Source organism: Mesorhizobium sp. 43Arga (assembly GCF_053714255.1).
Map to the genome: position 1 here is coordinate 274,936 of NZ_JBSKBO010000007.1, position 15,746 is coordinate 290,681.

General features: G+C 64.5%; 16 protein-coding genes and 1 pseudogene. 6 read left to right on the forward strand and 11 right to left on the reverse strand.

Going from position 1 to position 15,746, the window contains the following annotated elements; genetic code table 11:
• Positions 1-14: 14 nt before the first annotated feature.
• From ACWGS8_RS24255 to ACWGS8_RS24275, 5 genes are all read right to left on the reverse strand, one after another.
• Positions 15-1,040: a glycosyltransferase family 2 protein gene (locus ACWGS8_RS24255; protein ID WP_454583272.1), complete on the reverse strand. Its 1,026-nt coding sequence runs from the start codon at positions 1,038-1,040 to the stop codon at positions 15-17.
• A gap of 103 nt (positions 1,041-1,143) precedes the next feature.
• The gene (locus tag ACWGS8_RS24260) at positions 1,144-2,577 is read right to left on the reverse strand and encodes a sensor histidine kinase (RefSeq protein ID WP_454583273.1); all 1,434 of its coding nucleotides are present in this window, start codon (positions 2,575-2,577) and stop codon (positions 1,144-1,146) included.
• On the reverse strand, positions 2,574-3,248 hold the full coding sequence (locus ACWGS8_RS24265; RefSeq protein WP_454583274.1) for a response regulator transcription factor: 675 nt from the start codon (positions 3,246-3,248) through the stop codon (positions 2,574-2,576). The genes ACWGS8_RS24260 and ACWGS8_RS24265 overlap by 4 nt, the downstream gene beginning before the upstream one ends.
• A 50-nt stretch (positions 3,249-3,298) precedes the next feature.
• Entirely contained in the window at positions 3,299-3,685 is a 387-nt protein-coding gene (locus ACWGS8_RS24270) for a hypothetical protein (RefSeq protein ID WP_454583275.1), read from the reverse strand.
• 174 nt (positions 3,686-3,859) lie between these two features.
• Entirely contained in the window at positions 3,860-4,477 is a 618-nt protein-coding gene (locus tag ACWGS8_RS24275) for an outer membrane protein (RefSeq protein ID WP_454583276.1), read from the reverse strand.
• A gap of 439 nt (positions 4,478-4,916) precedes the next feature.
• Between ACWGS8_RS24275 and ACWGS8_RS24280 the strand changes: the two genes are divergently transcribed.
• Positions 4,917-5,180 carry a DUF6460 domain-containing protein gene (locus ACWGS8_RS24280; RefSeq protein ID WP_454583277.1) on the forward strand — a complete coding sequence of 88 codons (264 nt, stop codon included), beginning with the start codon at positions 4,917-4,919 and terminating at the stop codon, positions 5,178-5,180.
• A 13-nt stretch (positions 5,181-5,193) separates the two neighbouring features.
• On the opposite strand, the gene ACWGS8_RS24285 is transcribed toward ACWGS8_RS24280, so the two are convergent.
• Complete coding sequence (locus tag ACWGS8_RS24285) at positions 5,194-6,096, reverse strand: histone deacetylase family protein (protein WP_454583278.1); 903 nt, start codon at positions 6,094-6,096, stop codon at positions 5,194-5,196.
• Positions 6,097-6,229: 133 nt separating this feature from the next.
• On the opposite strand from ACWGS8_RS24285, the gene ACWGS8_RS24290 reads away from it, so the two are divergent.
• Complete coding sequence (locus tag ACWGS8_RS24290; RefSeq protein WP_454583279.1) at positions 6,230-7,570, forward strand: MATE family efflux transporter; 1,341 nt, start codon at positions 6,230-6,232, stop codon at positions 7,568-7,570.
• On the opposite strand, the gene ACWGS8_RS24295 is transcribed toward ACWGS8_RS24290, so the two are convergent.
• Positions 7,563-8,642, reverse strand: a complete 1,080-nt coding sequence (locus tag ACWGS8_RS24295; protein ID WP_454583280.1) for a quinone-dependent dihydroorotate dehydrogenase — start codon at positions 8,640-8,642, stop codon at positions 7,563-7,565. The two genes, ACWGS8_RS24290 and ACWGS8_RS24295, sit on opposite strands and share 8 nt — an antisense overlap.
• Positions 8,639-8,989 (reverse strand): DUF952 domain-containing protein, encoded by a 351-nt coding sequence (locus ACWGS8_RS24300; protein ID WP_454583281.1) that lies wholly within the window; start codon positions 8,987-8,989, stop codon positions 8,639-8,641. Before ACWGS8_RS24300 ends, ACWGS8_RS24295 begins: the two co-directional genes overlap by 4 nt.
• Before the next feature lie 107 nt (positions 8,990-9,096).
• Here ACWGS8_RS24300 and ACWGS8_RS24305 point away from each other — a divergent pair, with 107 nt between their 5' ends.
• Together ACWGS8_RS24305 and ACWGS8_RS24310 are read left to right on the forward strand one after the other, a co-directional pair.
• Positions 9,097-9,531: a hypothetical protein gene (locus ACWGS8_RS24305; RefSeq protein WP_454583282.1), complete on the forward strand. Its 435-nt coding sequence runs from the start codon at positions 9,097-9,099 to the stop codon at positions 9,529-9,531.
• 125 nt (positions 9,532-9,656) lie between these two features.
• Positions 9,657-10,313, forward strand: coding sequence for a response regulator transcription factor (locus ACWGS8_RS24310; RefSeq protein ID WP_454583283.1), 657 nt, complete (start codon positions 9,657-9,659; stop codon positions 10,311-10,313).
• Between the two features lie 17 nt (positions 10,314-10,330).
• Here ACWGS8_RS24310 and ACWGS8_RS24315 read toward each other — a convergent pair whose 3' ends face one another.
• A complete protein-coding gene (locus ACWGS8_RS24315; RefSeq protein ID WP_454583284.1) occupies positions 10,331-11,839 on the reverse strand; it encodes an MFS transporter in 1,509 nt (502 codons plus the stop codon).
• A gap of 135 nt (positions 11,840-11,974) precedes the next feature.
• On the opposite strand from ACWGS8_RS24315, the gene ACWGS8_RS24320 reads away from it, so the two are divergent.
• Entirely contained in the window at positions 11,975-12,883 is a 909-nt protein-coding gene (locus ACWGS8_RS24320) for a LysR family transcriptional regulator (RefSeq protein WP_454583285.1), read from the forward strand.
• Between the two features lie 40 nt (positions 12,884-12,923).
• Here the strand turns inward: ACWGS8_RS24320 and ACWGS8_RS24325 are convergent, their stop codons facing one another.
• On the reverse strand, positions 12,924-14,201 hold the full coding sequence (locus ACWGS8_RS24325; RefSeq protein ID WP_454583286.1) for an MDR family MFS transporter: 1,278 nt from the start codon (positions 14,199-14,201) through the stop codon (positions 12,924-12,926).
• 139 nt (positions 14,202-14,340) lie between these two features.
• Positions 14,341-14,996 (reverse strand): annotated as a pseudogene (locus ACWGS8_RS24330) (O-methyltransferase).
• 93 nt (positions 14,997-15,089) lie between these two features.
• On the opposite strand from ACWGS8_RS24330, the gene ACWGS8_RS24335 reads away from it, so the two are divergent.
• Positions 15,090-15,725 (forward strand): TetR family transcriptional regulator, encoded by a 636-nt coding sequence (locus ACWGS8_RS24335; protein WP_454583342.1) that lies wholly within the window; start codon positions 15,090-15,092, stop codon positions 15,723-15,725.
• The last annotated feature ends 21 nt before the right edge of the window (positions 15,726-15,746 follow it).

Here is a 15,746-nt window from a genome sequence, read left to right on the forward strand (position 1 = left end):
GCTCGACCTTTGCCTCAGCCACGCGCGGCTCTTTTCGCCATCTCCTGCAGGCGATGGACGGGCAGGTCGCTGCCCTTGGCCGGCAGGTCGCGCGAAACGATTTCGTTGACGAAGTAGAGCGGCCGCCGCTTCGTCTCCATGTACATGCGGCCGAGATACTCGCCGAAAATGCCCAACACCAGAAGCTGGACGCTGCCCAGGATCAGCATGATCGCCGCAAGGCTCGTCCAGCCGGGCACTACGTTGCCCCTGGACCATTCAAACAGCGTATAGCCGAGCACGACCAGGCCGAGCAGGCCGAACATCATCCCCAGCAGCGAGGCAAACCGCAACGGCACGATCGAGAAGCTGGTCATTGCGTCGACCGCCAGAAGAACCATCTTCTTCAGCGGATAGTGGGTGGTGCCGGCAAAGCGCCGGTGCCTTTCATAGGGGAAGGCTACCTGCCTCAGCCCGATCCAGCTCACCATGCCGCGAATGAACCTGTAGCGTTCGGGCATCGCGTTCAGATGGTCGAGGGCCCGGCGGCTCATCAGCCGGAAGTCTCCGGAATCCGGTGCGATCTCGACATCGACCATCCGGCCGAGCAGGCGGTAGAACATCGAGGCGGAAGCCAGCTTGAACCAGCCTTCGCCGTCGCGCTTGACCCTCTGGCCGTAGACGACATCGAAGCCTTCATCCATCTTCGCCATCATCGCGCCGAGCAATTCGGGTGGATCCTGGAGGTCGGCGTCGAGAATGAGGATGCGCTCGCCGCGGCAGAACTCCAGCCCCGCGCTCAAGGCGATCTGGTGGCCGTAATTGCGGGCAAGGTCGATGGCGACCACATGGTCGTCCTTTTCGGCCAGTTCGAAAATGGCCTCGCGTGTGCCGTCGGTCGCCCCGTCGATGACAAGCACGATCTCGTAGGAAGGGCTTTGCTCGAGGCATACGGCGCTGACGCGTCGATGAAGTTCGGCCACGCCGTCGCGCTCATTGTAGCATGGCACGACAACCGACAGCTTGACCGCGCGGTGCGCGCCGATTTTTCCCGTTCCCACCAAAGCCTGGCTCCCGCTCTTGCAATGGCAATAGCGGCAATTGGTTAGAAAACAGATAAATCGCAGGGAAGGACTGGCGGCCGGCCGCCATGGGCTCGGCACGTCACGAAAGCACCGGTAACTCCATGCGGATGCGGGCGCCGCGCCATGAGCCCATCAAGATGCGGATCGTCCCGTCATGCAGCAGCGCGATCTGCCGGGCGAGATTCAGTCCCAGCCCCGCGCCGCGCGACTGCGGCTGCAAGCGGTAGAAGGGCTCGAACACGTTCTCGCGCTCTTCCGCCGGAATTCCCGGCCCTTCGTCGCGGACCTCGACGCCACCGGTCCCGTCGATGGCGATCGTGATCGTGCCGCTGCCGCCGCCATGCTCGATTGCGTTGCGCACGAGGTTGGCGAGCGCCCGCTCGATCTGCAGGACATTGATCTCTACTCGGGCCTTGGTTGGCGACGGCTCGAAGGCAAGGTCATAGCCAGCCTCGATGGCGAGCGGTGCGAAGTCGGCCGCCACCCGGCTGACGAGATCGTCGAGATCGACGATCTGGCGCTGGTCCGACGGGCGGTCGAGCAACTGATGGTCGAGCAGTTGCTGGGCAAGATGCGACAGGCGTTCGATGTCATGCAGCAGCCGCGCGCTCTGCGGCTCCTGTTTCAGCAATTCGGCCCGCGTACGAAGGATGGCGATCGGCGTGCGCAGTTCATGCGCCGCGTCGGTGAGGAAGCGATTGTGGCGGTCGTAGCCCTGAGCGAGGCGGGCAAGCGCCTCGTTGAAGGCGTGCACGAGCGGCGCGATTTCCTGCGGCACCTGCTTGACCGGCAGTTGCATGGCGCGGGTGCCGATATCGATGCGCGCCGCCTGGCGGACCGTTTCGACAAGACCGGCGAAGGAGCGGCGCACCACGGCCGGCGTCGTCACCAGCGTCGTCGTGCCCATGACGAGGATGATGGGCAAAAGCAGGATCGCGACGACGAGCGCGAGCGCCGGCAGCGCGCGCTCCCAGTTCCTGCTGCCGTCCGGATTGCGCGCGACTTCGACGGTGGCCGAGATGTTGATCTCGAGGCCATCTGTCTGTTGGCGCGACGACTGCGTCGCGGCGATGATCTGCACCGTGCCGGCCCTCGTCGAAGCGTTTTCGATATAGGCTTCCGGCCGCATGTCCTTGTCGGAGAACCCGATCGTGGCGTGATCGGCCCCGTCAAGCAACTCGCCGAAGCTCTTGGTGTAGATGTCGGGTATCTTGCCGGCACGGACGCTCCCGCCGCTGCCGTCGCGAACGATGTACCAGACATTGGGGAAGCTCTCGCGAAACGCCGTGAGTTCCTCCGTTTCACGCACGATCAGCCTGCCGTCCTTGTCCCGGTCGACCGCATCCTTGACGGCCGCGACGGCGGCCTCATTGTCGATCAAAAGACGCGGATTGGCGATCCAAAGGGCTGCCGCGCAAAGCACGATGAAGATGAGCAGCGTGGCCGCCTGCAGCAGGATCAGCCGCCGGACCAGGACCCATTGCAGCGAGCCTGGCCGGCCCTTCTTCTTCACGAGACCGCCCGCAAGAGATAGCCGAGATTGCGGATCGCCCGGATCTCGATGCCGGCGGAGACATCGTCGAGCTTGCGGCGTAGTCGCGAAATATGCGCATCGAGCGCGTTGGAGCCGATCTCGTCGTCGAGCGCGTATACGGCCTCTTCCAGCGCGCCGCGCATGATGGTCCGGCCCGGCCGGCGGATCAGCGTTTCAAGCACCAGCCTTTCGCGCCGCGGCAGATCGAGCGCCTGATCCTCGATCAGCGCCTCGCGATGGCGGAAATCATAGGTGAGGCGGCCGACCATTGTCTGGTTGGCGCGCGAGGTGAACGAGCGCCGGTGCAAGGCGTGAAGCCGCGCGACGAGTTCCACCGTGGCGAAGGGCTTGACCATGTAATCGTCGGCGCCGGCATCGAGCCCGGCGACCCGGTCGTCCAACCCGCTCATCGCCGTCAGTGCGATGACAGGCACATCCAGATGCAAGGCACGCAGGCGCGGTATGAGGCTGAGACCGTCGCCATCCGGCAGCCGGCGGTCCAGCACTACCGCGTCGTGATAGCCCAGGCGGGCCATTGCCTCGGCATCGGCCAATGTCGCGGCATGGTCGACGATGATGTCCACACGCTCAAGAGCGGCCTTCAGCACGGAGGCCATTTCCGGTTCGTCCTCGATCAACAGGACGCGCATGAATATTCTCCTTTATCCCGCGGCCGGTCGGGGTCTGCGGCCGCGGCACTTCATTCGCATTCCAGCTTTGGCTGGCGGAAATTGGTGATGAACCAGCGACCGCCGGAAGCGCGGGCATAGAATGTGTAGAAGCATTCCTGACGCTCGATATAGCCGGGCGTCTCGGTCTCTTCGTAGACGGTTCCGTGTTTTGTCTCGCGAACCTCGCCGCTGGATGTCCCGGAAACCGCCGACGTTGACACCTTGCGCCACTGATAGGCGCGTTCGCCCTGGCCAAGATCGACGATGGCGGTTGGCGGACCATAATCGAGGACGACCGATTCGACCGGCTGCCCGACATAGTTCTTCATGATATCGGAGGCACAACCCGCGAGCGCGATTGCGATGGAGATGGCCTTCAAGGCCCGTGTCAGGAGGCTGGCGCCACGCGTGGACATATCGGATTCCATGGTGAAAATTCACGCGCGGACCTAGATCGCGAAGATTGCATCGACATTACAGCGCGGCGCGGAAAGCGGGCATCGTGGAAAAAGCCACTGTCCTGTGCGGTGCATATGGAGACACCGGATCGCGCGATGCAGAGCGGCATCGCGCAATCCGGTTCGCTCGTTCTAGAACCGGTAATTGATGCCGGCCTTCAGTTCATGGCTGCCGATCGTTGCCTTCGACGTGCCAAGAGCCGATGTCGTCTCGACCCCGGGGGTGCGGACATAGTCGTACTCGACCTTGGCGGACAGCCCGCCGGCGAAGCCCTGCTCGATGCCGGCGCCCAGGAGGTAGCCGACCTTCCATCCGTCGGTGCTGCTGACGTTGTCGCTTTTGTCGAATTTGGTCAGGGCCACACCGCCGGTGCCAAACAGCAGCGTCTGGTCGAAGCTCAATCCAGCCTTGGCCTTGGCGGCGCCGCGCCATTTCTCCTTGATCTTGCCGCCCTGGACGTCGTGTTCGGCGCCGCCGAGATAAGAGCCTTCGATCTCGGCGCCGAGAACGGTGGGACCCATCTGCTGGTTGTAGCCGGCCTGGACACCGCCGCTGAAGCCATTGCGGCCTGCAAACGGGTTTGGCATTCCGGTGAACGCCGTGCCGCCATGGACGCCGACATAGGCGCCGCTCCACTGAAAGGCGGGCGGGTCGTTGTAGGTGGGTGAAAGGTCGGCGGCCATCGCCGGCCCGAGAAGGCAAAAGGCGAGGCCAGCCGCCGTCAGGACGATCTTTACGCGAGAGGACACAGCATTACTCCAACACAAACGCGCATCCAGCAATCGACACGCAGGTTAACTCCTGGGGAACTTGGCCGTTGCGGCGGCCGGGCTCCGGTTCGGTGTCTTTCAGGGATGGCTGCACGGTCCCGAAACTGGCGTTCGCCAGCTGTGGTAGGGGTCGGAGCGGCGCGCAACCAGTCACCTGAAAGACGCCGACTGTCTCGCAGGTGAAAATTGCACGCACATTGCGCAAAATTGGAAAATGACGATTTTGTGCTTTATTTTCAACAAATTAGAATGATCTTGTTTACCCATATTTAAGAATTGCGGGCCGTCCGAAGCTCGGAGTCTCGATCTCCTGCTCCGGGCTTTCTCGGCATAAACCGCACTGGCTTGATGGAAGGCCGCCAAGCACGTATCTCTGGGCCGTGCCCGTGAGTCCGGGCATCTCAATCTGGAGACGACCTTGTCCACACTGACGCGCTTCCTCGGCGACTCGCCGCTCAGGGTGATCCTGAAGCTGCTGGTGGTGTCGTTCCTCGTCGGCCTTGTCATGAATGCCTTCGGCTGGTTGCCGATGGATGTCTTCTACGGCATCCAGAAGTTCTTCATCGACCTCTGGAACCTGGGCTTCCACGCCATTGACCGCTTCCTCGGCTACATCCTGCTTGGTGCCGCGATCGTCGTGCCGGCTTTCATCCTGCTCAGGATCGCCAACTATCGGAAGTGACTTTTAGCGCAATCTAGGTGTGGGCCGAGGCGACCTCGAACAGGATGGCGTGCCGTGCGGCAAGGGCCGGCACGTCCGTGGAGTAGCCGCCGCCGATGACGCCGCAGACCGGCACGCCGAGCGCACGAAAATGGCCGATGACCATCTCGTCGCGGCCGCGCAGGCCGTCATTGGAAAGCGCCAGCCTGCCAAGCCGGTCCTCGGCATGGACGTCGACGCCGGCATTGTAGAAAACGATGTCCCAGCGCGCCCGGGCCGCCAGCTCCGGCAGGATCGTGGCCAGCCTCCGGAGATAGGCGGCATCGCCCGTGCCGTCGGGAAGCGCGATATCGAGATCGGAAGCGATCTTGCGCACGGGATAGTTGCGCTCGCCATGCATGGAGAAGGTGAACACACCTGGCTCGTCGCTCAGAATGTCCGCCGTACCGTCGCCCTGATGCACATCGAGATCGACGACCAGGATATTTTGCGCGGCACCCTCGTCGAGCAGCACCAGCGAGGCGACGGCGACGTCGTTGAACGTGCAGAAGCCGGCACCTTGCGCGCGCCGTGCATGATGGCTGCCGCCGGCGGTGTTGCAGGCGATGCCATGGCGCAAGGCGAGCCGCGCCGACAGGATCGTGCCGCCGGTGGCAAGCTGCGCGCGCAGCGAAACGCGCGGGCCGACCGGAAAGCCGATCTCGCGTTCGATTTTTTCCGGCACCGAACAGCTGATGACCTGGTCGACATAGTCGGTCGCATGGGCAAGCCTCAGCCTTGACGCCGGTGCCGGGTCCGCGGTGTTGAGCGCGCCAGGGCTGGCCAGGCCGCGTGCGCGCAAAGCCTCCATCAGCAGCGGGTACTTGCTCATCGGGAAGCGATGGTTGGCGGCAAAGCCGGCGTCGTAGTCGGGGTGGTGGACGATCTGCAGGGGCATGAACGGAATCCGGCGGCTTCGCGCCAGACCGGGATTTCGGTTGGCCATCGCGGGAAGAATGATTGCGCAGTGGCCGGAAAATGGGGCACATCGGCTCTTCGATCAAGCCGCAAATCAGCAAGGCAGCAATCCCTTGGACAAGGGCGCAACTCGAGCCGACGCCAGATCTTTTGTCGTCACCAACCGTTCCGTGCTCGCCATAGCGGTGCCGATGACGCTCGCCTACCTGACCACGCCGATGCTCGGCCTGGTCGACACGGCTGTTGTCGGCCAGTTCGGCGACGCGGCTCTTCTCGGCGGCCTTGCGGCGGGCGCGCTTGTTTTCGACGTCGTCTTCACCAGCTTCAATTTCCTGCGTTCGGGCACCACCGGCCTCGTCGCCCAGGCTTTCGGGCGTGGCGACGCGCTCGAGGAACAGGCGGTGTTCTGGCGCGCCGTGCTGATCGCGGTCGTTGCCGGGATCGTGCTGGCGGCGCTTTCGCCGCTGATCGCCATCGGCGGCCAGTGGTTCATGGGCGCCGAACCGCGCGTCAGCGAGGCGATGGGCGTCTACATCAGGATCAGGCTGCTTGCCGCACCGTTCTCGCTGATCAATTACGCCATTCTCGGCTATGTGTTGGGGCGTGGCGAGGGCGGGCTCGGCCTTGTGCTGCAACTGGTGCTCAACGGCATCAACATCGCGCTCTGCTTCCTGCTTGGCCTGGAGCTTGGCTGGGGCGTTGCCGGCGTCGCCTGGGCGACCGTCACGGGCGAATTCCTGGCCATGCTGCTGGGTCTCGCCATCGTGGTCCGCCGCTTCCGCGCGACCCCGCCCTTGCCGCGCCATCGGCTGCTCGACGCGGCCGCCTTCCTGCGCATGCTGTCGCTCAACCGCGACATCATGATCCGCTCGTTCTCGCTGCTTGCCGCCTTCGCGCTGTTCACCCGCCAGGGCGCGCAGTTTGGCACGGTGACGCTGGCTGCCAATGCGGTGTTGATGAACTTCTTCCTTGTCGCCGGCTATTTCCTCGACGGATTCGCCACCGCGGCCGAACAGCTCGCCGGCCGCGCCGTCGGCGCGCGCGCCGAACAGCCCTTCCGGCAGGCGGTGCGGCTGACCCTGTTCTGGGGGTTAGGACTGGCCGGCGGCGCGACCCTGGCGCTGCTGTCGGCCGGCGCCAATCTGGTCGCCATCGTCACGACGTCGCCGGAGGTGCGCTCCATGGCCGACATCTATTTGCCCTGGGCGGCGTTCACCGCGCTGAGCGGGGTGCTGGCGTTCCAGATGGATGGCGTCTTCATCGGTGCGACCTGGTCACGCGACATGCGCAACATGATGTTGCTATCGTTCCTGGTCTTTACCCTCGCGCTGCTGACACTGGCGCCTGCCTTCGGCAATCATGGCCTGTGGGCGGCGCTGCACGTTTTCCTGCTGGCGCGCGGCTTCAGCCTGCTCACGATTTTGCGGCTGCGGGTGCGGACGGCGTTCAGCTGAGCGGCTTGGACGCCCACCGATCGAGGCGGCTGTCGCGCAATTCGCCAATGGACTTCAACCGCTCCGTCTCGCAAAAGCGTGCCATGCCGGCGACGATACGGCCCGGCAGCGCGGGCCCGGCATAGATCATGCCGGTGTAGAGTTGCACCAGATCCGCACCCGCACGGATTTTCTCCAGCGCGGTCTCGGTGGAATCGACGCCGCCGACCCCGATGATGGCGATGCCCGGTCCGAGCAGCTTGCGCATTTTCGCCAGCACGATGGTCGAACGCTCGAACAGCGGTTTTCCCGAAAGCCCGCCGGTTTCGCGTGCGACGTCGCCGCTGCGCAGTGGCGGCCGCGAAATGGTGGTGTTGGAGACGATGATGCCGTCGATCCGTTTTTCCACGACCTCAGCGGCGATGTCTTCCAGCTCGGCCTCGACCAGATCCGGAGCGATCTTGAGGAAAATGGGCGGCTGGGCTGCGGCTGACGCACGCGCGGCCATGACGCGCGACAGAAGCTCGCCGAGCTGCTCGCGCGCCTGCATGTTGCGCAAGCCAGGCGTGTTGGGGGAGGAGATGTTCACGGTCAAATAGCTGGCGTAGCGCGCGAACCGGCCAATGCCGCGCTCATAGTCGCCGATGCGATCGGTGCTGTCCTTGTTGGCCCCGATATTGACGCCGACAATGCCGGGGCGCCCCTTGCGCGCGGCAAGGCGTTTTTCGGCCGCGGCATGGCCTTCATTGTTGAAGCCCAGCCGGTTGATCACCGCTTCGTCGGCCGTCAGCCGGAAGATGCGCGGCTTCGGGTTGCCGGCCTGCGGCAGCGGCGTGACGGTGCCGACCTCGGCAAAGCCGAAGCCGAGGCCGAGCAGCGCGTCCGGCACCTCGGCATTCTTGTCGTAGCCGGCCGCCATGCCGAGCGGGTTGGGGAAATCGAGACCGCAGAGGCTGACCTTCAGCCTGACGTCGCGCACCGTTCGCGCGCCGGCTGGCAGGCCGCAGCGCAGTGCCGCGATCGACAGGCCGTGCGCGGTTTCCGGATCGAAGGTGAACAGCAGCTTCTGGCCGAGCCGGTCGAGCACGCTCATTGCCCCTCCAGCGGCGGGAACTGATGTGCGCCATCGGCACCAAGAGGCAGCGGCCGCACCCATTTTACGGCATTCAGCTCCAGCACCCCGTAAAGATGCGGAAACAGCGCGTCGCCGCGCGAGACCTCGTATTTCAGCGCCTCGCCCAGGCTGGCGTCGTCGATGGCGACCAGCAGAAGATCTGCCTGGCCGGAAAAATGCTTTGCCGCGGTTTCCCGAACCTGCGCTGCCGTGGAGAAATGGATGAAGCCGTCGGCGACGTCGATCGGCGCGCCGGTGAAGCGGCCACTGGCTTCGGCCTCGCGCCAAAGCGCTTGCGGGGTTATCTTGTAGATAAACTGAGACATGGTTGCGCTATAGTCCGAACCAGTCGTGCGGGGAAGGCCACGCCAAGGGTCTTCCCCATTTCCGGCGCAAACATGCGATATTTCAGGCCTTGGCCATGGAGGACAACATGCGTCTGCAACACATCTTGATCCCCGCCGCGCTGGTTTCACTGGTCGCGGTATCAGCTTATTCGGAAGAAACCGATCGCTACCGGCTGGAAAAATCCGCCAACGGCTATGTCCGCATGGACACGCAGACCGGCGCGATGTCGATCTGCGAGGAACGCTCGGGCCAGCTCGTCTGCAAGGTGGCGGCCGACGAACGCGCCGCTTTCGAGGACGAAATCGACCGCCTGCAGACCTCGATGAAGGCAATGGACGAGCGCGTCACCAGGCTGGAGAATTCGCTCTCCGCCCGCCTCGAATCGAAACTGCCGAGTGAGGAGGATTTCAACAAGACGATGAGCTATATGGAGCGCTTCCTGAAGGGCTTCATGGGTATCGTCAAGGATATGGACAAGGACAGTGGCGGCGGCGCCCAGCTCAATTCGCAGAAGACCTGATCTTGTGAAGTAGGGAAAACGCGGCGCGCTGGTTTTGCCGCTTGAAAACAGCGCGCGGCCTCTCATAATCGTCCGGCTGGTCCCGAAAAGTTTAAAAATCATCGACGGGATTCGGGGAGGAACATTTGCCGTCAGGCTATTCTTTCGTCATCGCCGACGATCACCCGCTGTTTCGCGGTGCGCTGCGCGAGGCACTTGCCGGCATCGGCAATGTCGCCGCCATCCACGAGGCCGGCGATTTCGAAAGCGCCAAGGCGCTGGTCGTGGCCAATGAGGATGTCGATCTGGTGCTGCTCGATCTGTCGATGCCGGGCGCCAGCGGCCTCTCCGGCCTGATTTCGCTGCGCGGCATTCATCCGGCGGTGCCGCTGATCGTGGTCTCGGCGCATGACGATCCGGCGACCATCCGGCGCGCGCTCGATCTCGGCGCATCCGGCTTCATCTCCAAATCGGCCAGCATGGAGGAAATCCGCAACGCCGTGCAATCGGTGCTGGCCGGCGACATCGCGGCGCCCGTCGGCGTCGATCTCGGTGTCGAGCGCGATCCCGAAATATCGGACCTGATCAAGCGGCTGCAGGCGCTGACGCCGCAGCAGACACGCGTGCTCGGCATGCTGGCCGAAGGCTTGCTCAACAAGCAGATCGCCTATGAGCTCGGCGTTTCCGAGGCGACCATCAAGGCGCATGTCTCGGCCATCCTGCAGAAGCTCGGCGTCGACAGCCGCACCCAGGCGGTGATCCTTTTGTCCAAGATCGGCACTGACCCGTTGCAGACCAGCTGAGTTTCTGCGCCGCCCGTTCAATCGGGACACTGAACCTGTGTCCGCACCGGCCGGGCGTTGAAGCTTAGGAAGCTGATGGCGGCCATGATCCAGACGCCGACGCCGCCATAGAGCATCACCCGGCCAAAGCCGTTGCGCAGCGCATCGTGGACAACGGAATCAGCAAGACCGGGGTTGGGATTTCCGGCCGCGATCCCGTCGGCGAACAGAAGCAGCTGGCTGGCGTCGAGGTCGGGCAGCGTCGTGCTTAGATGCGCCAGCACGCCGCTTGCCAGGATGAAGCCCATCACCGCTATGTTCACCGCCAGCGAAACCATGCGTGCGCTCATGTCGATGCCCGACGCCATGCCTGCCCGGTCGCTCGAAACGGAGCCCGTCGTCGTGTTGGTGACGGGTGTGTTGGTGATGCCAAGACCGGCTCCGGCGATCAGGCAGCCGGGCAACATCGTCAGCCAATCCGGCCGCGCGGCGGCGCTGCCGAATTTCATCAGGATGAAACCGACGCCGATGATGGCAAGCCCGGCCGGAATGATGATGCCGGGCTGGTAGCGCAGCGACAGCCGCTCCGCCAGGGGCGGCATGACGAGCGTCGGCAGCGTGTAGGCAAGCAAGGCAAGACCTGTGGAGACGCTGTCATAACCGAGCCCGGCATGGAACCAGATCGGCAGATAGATCATGAACGGCCAGTAGGAGAAGTTCATTGCGGCCGAGCCGACGATGGCGCCCGAAAACGGCCGGATCCGGAAGACCGAGAAATCGAACATTGGCCGCTTGCTGATCCGTTCGGCGATGAGGAAGGCGACGAAGCTCGCGACCGAGATGCCGAGGATCGTCAGCGCGGCCGGGCTGGCGAAACCGAGGTCCGATCCCTGCGTGATGTAGAAGACCAGGCAGAAGACCGTCGGCGACAGTGTCACGATGCCAGCCAGGTCGAGCTTGCCCGCCTGCGGATCCTTCGATTCGTGGACGCCGGTCCAGGCCAGCACGAACGCCAAGGCCGCTGCCGGCACGTGGATGAGGAACACCCATTCCCAGCTCGATGCCGCGACGATGCCACCGCCGATGATGGGTCCGAAGCCGAGGCCGATACCGAAGATGACGCCCCACCAGCCCCAGGCGACGGCGCGCTCGCGCCCTTCCCTGAATTCGTGCGACAGGACTGCGAGCTGGCAGATCAGCATCGCGCCGCCGCTCAAACCCTGCAGGAACCTGGCGACGATCAAGGTCGAGACGTCGTCCGCCAGGCCGCAGATCAGCGAAGTCAGGCCGAAGGCGGCGATGGAGACCAGGAAGACGCGCTTGCGTCCATAGCGGTCCGCGATGGTGCCGACCGCCATCAGCACGGTGGTGACCGCGATCGTGTAAGCGTTCATCACCCATTGCAATTGCCTGAAGTCGGCATGCAGCTCTTGCTCCAATGTCGGCAGGATGGTGGGAATGCTTGAAATCTCCAGTCCGAACATCAGGCACGCCAGGCAGGCGGCGGATAGAACGACGATACCTCGACGGGTCAGGGCAGTGGGCATGATCAAACCTTTCGACTTCTCAGGCAGGACGACCCGGTATGACGGTCGTCGCGCCCAACCCAAGCTAGGGCAGGCTTGATCATTTTAGAATTGCATGGTTGGATATTTCAGAGACAACAAAACGAGATAACTGACATGACGCTGGACGTAGATGCGGTGAAAGCTTTCGTCGCCGTCGCCGAGTTGCGCAGTTTTACACGCGCGGCCGAGGCGCTTGGCAGCACGCAAGGGGCGATCAGCGTCAAGCTGAAGCGGCTGGAGGATCGGGTGGGGCAGAAGCTGATCGAGCGGACGCCGCGATTGGTGCGCCTTTCAGCGCGGGGTGCGGTGTTCCTCGAACCGGCGCGCGAACTGCTTGCCGCGCACGACCGTGCCGTCGCCAGTCTCGCCGCTGTTCGCCGCCACTTTCGGCTGGGCATTGCCACACATGTCGGCGGTGCCGAAGTGCCGACCTTGCTGGCGCGCCTCAATGCGCATGATCCGGCCTTGACCATCGAGGTGCGGCTCGACGATACGCGCGAGTTGATCGCTGCGTTCGATCGTGGCGACCTCGATGCCGCGATTGTCCGGCGCGAGGACGACCGCCGCGACGGCGAGGTACTGGCGCCCGAACATTTCGGCTGGTACGCCACGCCGGATTTCGTCTACCGCGCCGGCGAGCCGCTACGGCTGGCCGCCTCCGCGCCATCGTGCAGCATCCGCGACGTCATCACCGGCACGCTCGATGCGGTTGGAATACCGTGGACGCAGGTTTTCCTCGGCTGCGGTTCCTTCGCCGTTGCCGAAGCCGTTTCCGCCGGCCTCGCCGCCGGGGCCTTCTCCTCTCGCCTGGTTCCACCCGGCACCATCGAGGTCAGCCGCAAATTCGGCCTGCCGCCGCTGCCGGCGTCGGAGATCATGCTCTTGTCCACGCTCTCGGACGCTCAATCGCGCGATGCGTTGCGCACCCTTGCCATGGCGTTTCGCGAGCATCGTCCGTTGCCGGCGGCCAACGGCGCGAAGCCCCGGTTCCGTAATTCGCAGATGGTCGACAACCCCGTCTGAGGCTGCCGACCATCTGCGCGATGACGCCGGACGAAATATCTCAGCGATAGTTTTCGACGGCTGCGCCCAGTTGCGACGCGGCATCATCCTCGGTCGGCCGCGAAGGGCGCCGCGCCCGGCCGATAGCGGTACCAAGGCCGAGCGATGCGATCACCACCAGCGGAATGCCGGCGATCCAGGGCAGGCGCGGCGCCAGCGCGTAGAGCGCGGTGCCGATCGAAGGCCCCAGCGAGTCCTTGAGGTCGACCGCCACCGATGAGGCCGCCATGTAGGCGGCGCGCCGTGCGGGCGGCGCCAGCGCGTTGACGGCGGTCGGTACCAGCGGCCCGACCAGCATCTGCGCGATCGAGCACAGGCTGACGGCTCCGATCAGTGTCACCATCGCCGGCGAGGCGGCCAGCAGCGCAAAGGCGAGGATCGTCGCCAGGCCGGCACCGACCGTCAGCCACAGCGCCGATCGTGACTCGACCACGCGGCTGACCAGCATCTGCAGGCCGACCGTCAGGGCGGCGGCATAGGCGAACAGCGCGCCGACGCCGGATGGCGTCAGCGTCCCGGCATCTTGCGCGTAGAGCGGGATCACCGCCTCGATCCAGTTGCCGGCGACCTCGAACAGAACGACCCAAAGCAGCAGCTTCGCCAGCCGGCCGTCGCGGAACGCTGGCAGCAGCGCGGACAGGCCCTCCTCTTCATCGTCCTCGCAGTCGGGATGATCGTCGCCCGTGACGCGGCCAATGCCGCTCGTCTCGTTCAGGGCGAAGAGCATCACGATGCCGCCCAGCACAAGCATCGTGCCGCCGGCGAGAAACACGCTGTGCAGCGACACGAGCGCCAGCAGGGCGCCACAGGCCGGCCCGAGAATCTGCCCGGCGCATGAACTCACGCGCGCCAGGCTGAACCAGCGCGGATGGGCGGATGGCGGGGTCACGTCGGCGATCGCGGTCAAAATCGTCGGATGAAGCACCGATTCGCACATGCCGGTCGCAAGCAGGACGATCGCGGTAGCAGCGACGCCATGCACGAAGAACAGGGCCAGGAAGCCCGCCCCGACGCCAAGGGACGAGGCGATCAGCACCGGCCGCCGGCCGATCCGGTCGGCGATGCCGCCGATCAGCGGCGCCGCCAGCAGCTCGCCGCCGGCATAGCAGCCGAACAGCAGGCCGATCGCGCCAACGGGAATGCCCGCCTCGCTGCTCGCCCAGAGCGGAAAGAAAGGCATCAGCGCGCCATCGGCGAAACCCGCGCAGAAGAAGAGCAGAAGCCCCAAAAGGGCTGGGCGCGGGGCCGCGCGCCAGGAGGAAGGAAGCGTGTTGATCATGGCGTCACCTGCGCATGAAGGCCCGACTACCGTCGACGGCCCGGGGTTTGCGCGTTGGTTGACGTAAACGCCTACGGTCGCCCGGAGCGACATGGAGGTTTGAGCCGCGTGGTTGAACGCCCTGCGGCGATGGGACTGTTCAGCCGAGCCGCACGGACAGTTCGACGTCCTCACCGAACCGCGTGGACATGTAGCCCGATGCCGGTGAGCGCACCCGTTCCAGATATTCGGGCGAGAAATCGGCATTGTCGGCGATGACCAGCGCGCCTGGCCTGAGCCGGCTCTCGACCAGGCTGAGGATCTCCGGATAGATCGCCTTGGCGCCGTCGAGCAGCAAAAGGTCGATGGTCTCGGGCAGATCGGCGCTCAGCGTTTCAAGCGCGTCGCCCTCCCGGATCTCCACCAGATCGATGAGGCCGCCCTCGGTCAGATTGGCCTTGGCCCGCATCACCTTGGACGGCTCGAATTCGGTGGTGATCAGGCGGCCGCCGCCATTGTCGCGCAGCGCTGCCGCAAGATAGAGCTCGAGATGCCGAACGAGGTGCCGAACTCGATGATGATGCGCGCGCCGCTGCTGCGCGCCAGCATGTAGAGCAGCGTGCCGGTCTCCGGCGAGATCGCCAGCCAGAGGTCCTTCAGCCGTCCATAGAAATCGACATATTCGGTCTTGCTGTTGAGCAGGCGCGCCCGCTCCTCATGCGAGAGTGCGGCCACCGCCGGACTGGTCGCGGCATTGGCTTCTTCGTACAGGCGGGCGAGCAGGGAAGCCAGCGGGGCATCGGTCAGCGTCGTCATGGAAGTCTCCGGTCGAAATGGCTGCGTCCTTGTGTTGTGCCGAAAAATACGAATAATCCTTCAGGTTTCCAATTCGCATTGCCGAGCCGAGACATGACTGGACGCTCAAGCCCTTTGATTTCCTCACGAAAACAGCCCAAACAGGCTCGCGCCACGGACCTTGTCGCGGCGATTTTGCAAGCCGCTGTTCAGGTTTTGGAGAAAGAAGGCGCGCAGCGTTTCACCACCACGCGCGTGGCGGAAAAGGCCGGGGTGAGCGTCGGCTCGCTCTATCAGTATTTCCCCAATAAGGCGGCACTTCTGTTCCGCCTGCAGAGCGACGAATGGCAGCAAACGACCGACCTGCTGTGCCGTATTCTCCAGGAGGTCGAGAAGCCGCCTCTCGAACGGCTGCGCATCCTGGTGCATGCCTTTGTCCGCTCGGAATGTGAAGAAGCGGCAGTGCGTGGCGCGCTCGACGACGCGGCGCCGCTTTATCGAGACGCGCCCGAGGCACAAGAGGCGAGGGCTTCGGCGGAGCGCACGGTCGAGATATTCATGCAGGAGACACTGCCCGAGGCCGCGGATGCCACCCGAGCCCTGGCCGGCGAACTGGTCATGACGATGCTCAGTGCGGCGGGACGGGATTTTTCGGCAAGTCCGCGAACGCCGGCGGAGATCGAGACCTATTCCGACGCGATAGCCGATATGTTCAGCGCCTACCTCAGGAGCCTGGGGCACAGGGCCTGAGATCGCCAGCCGGCCGCCCTG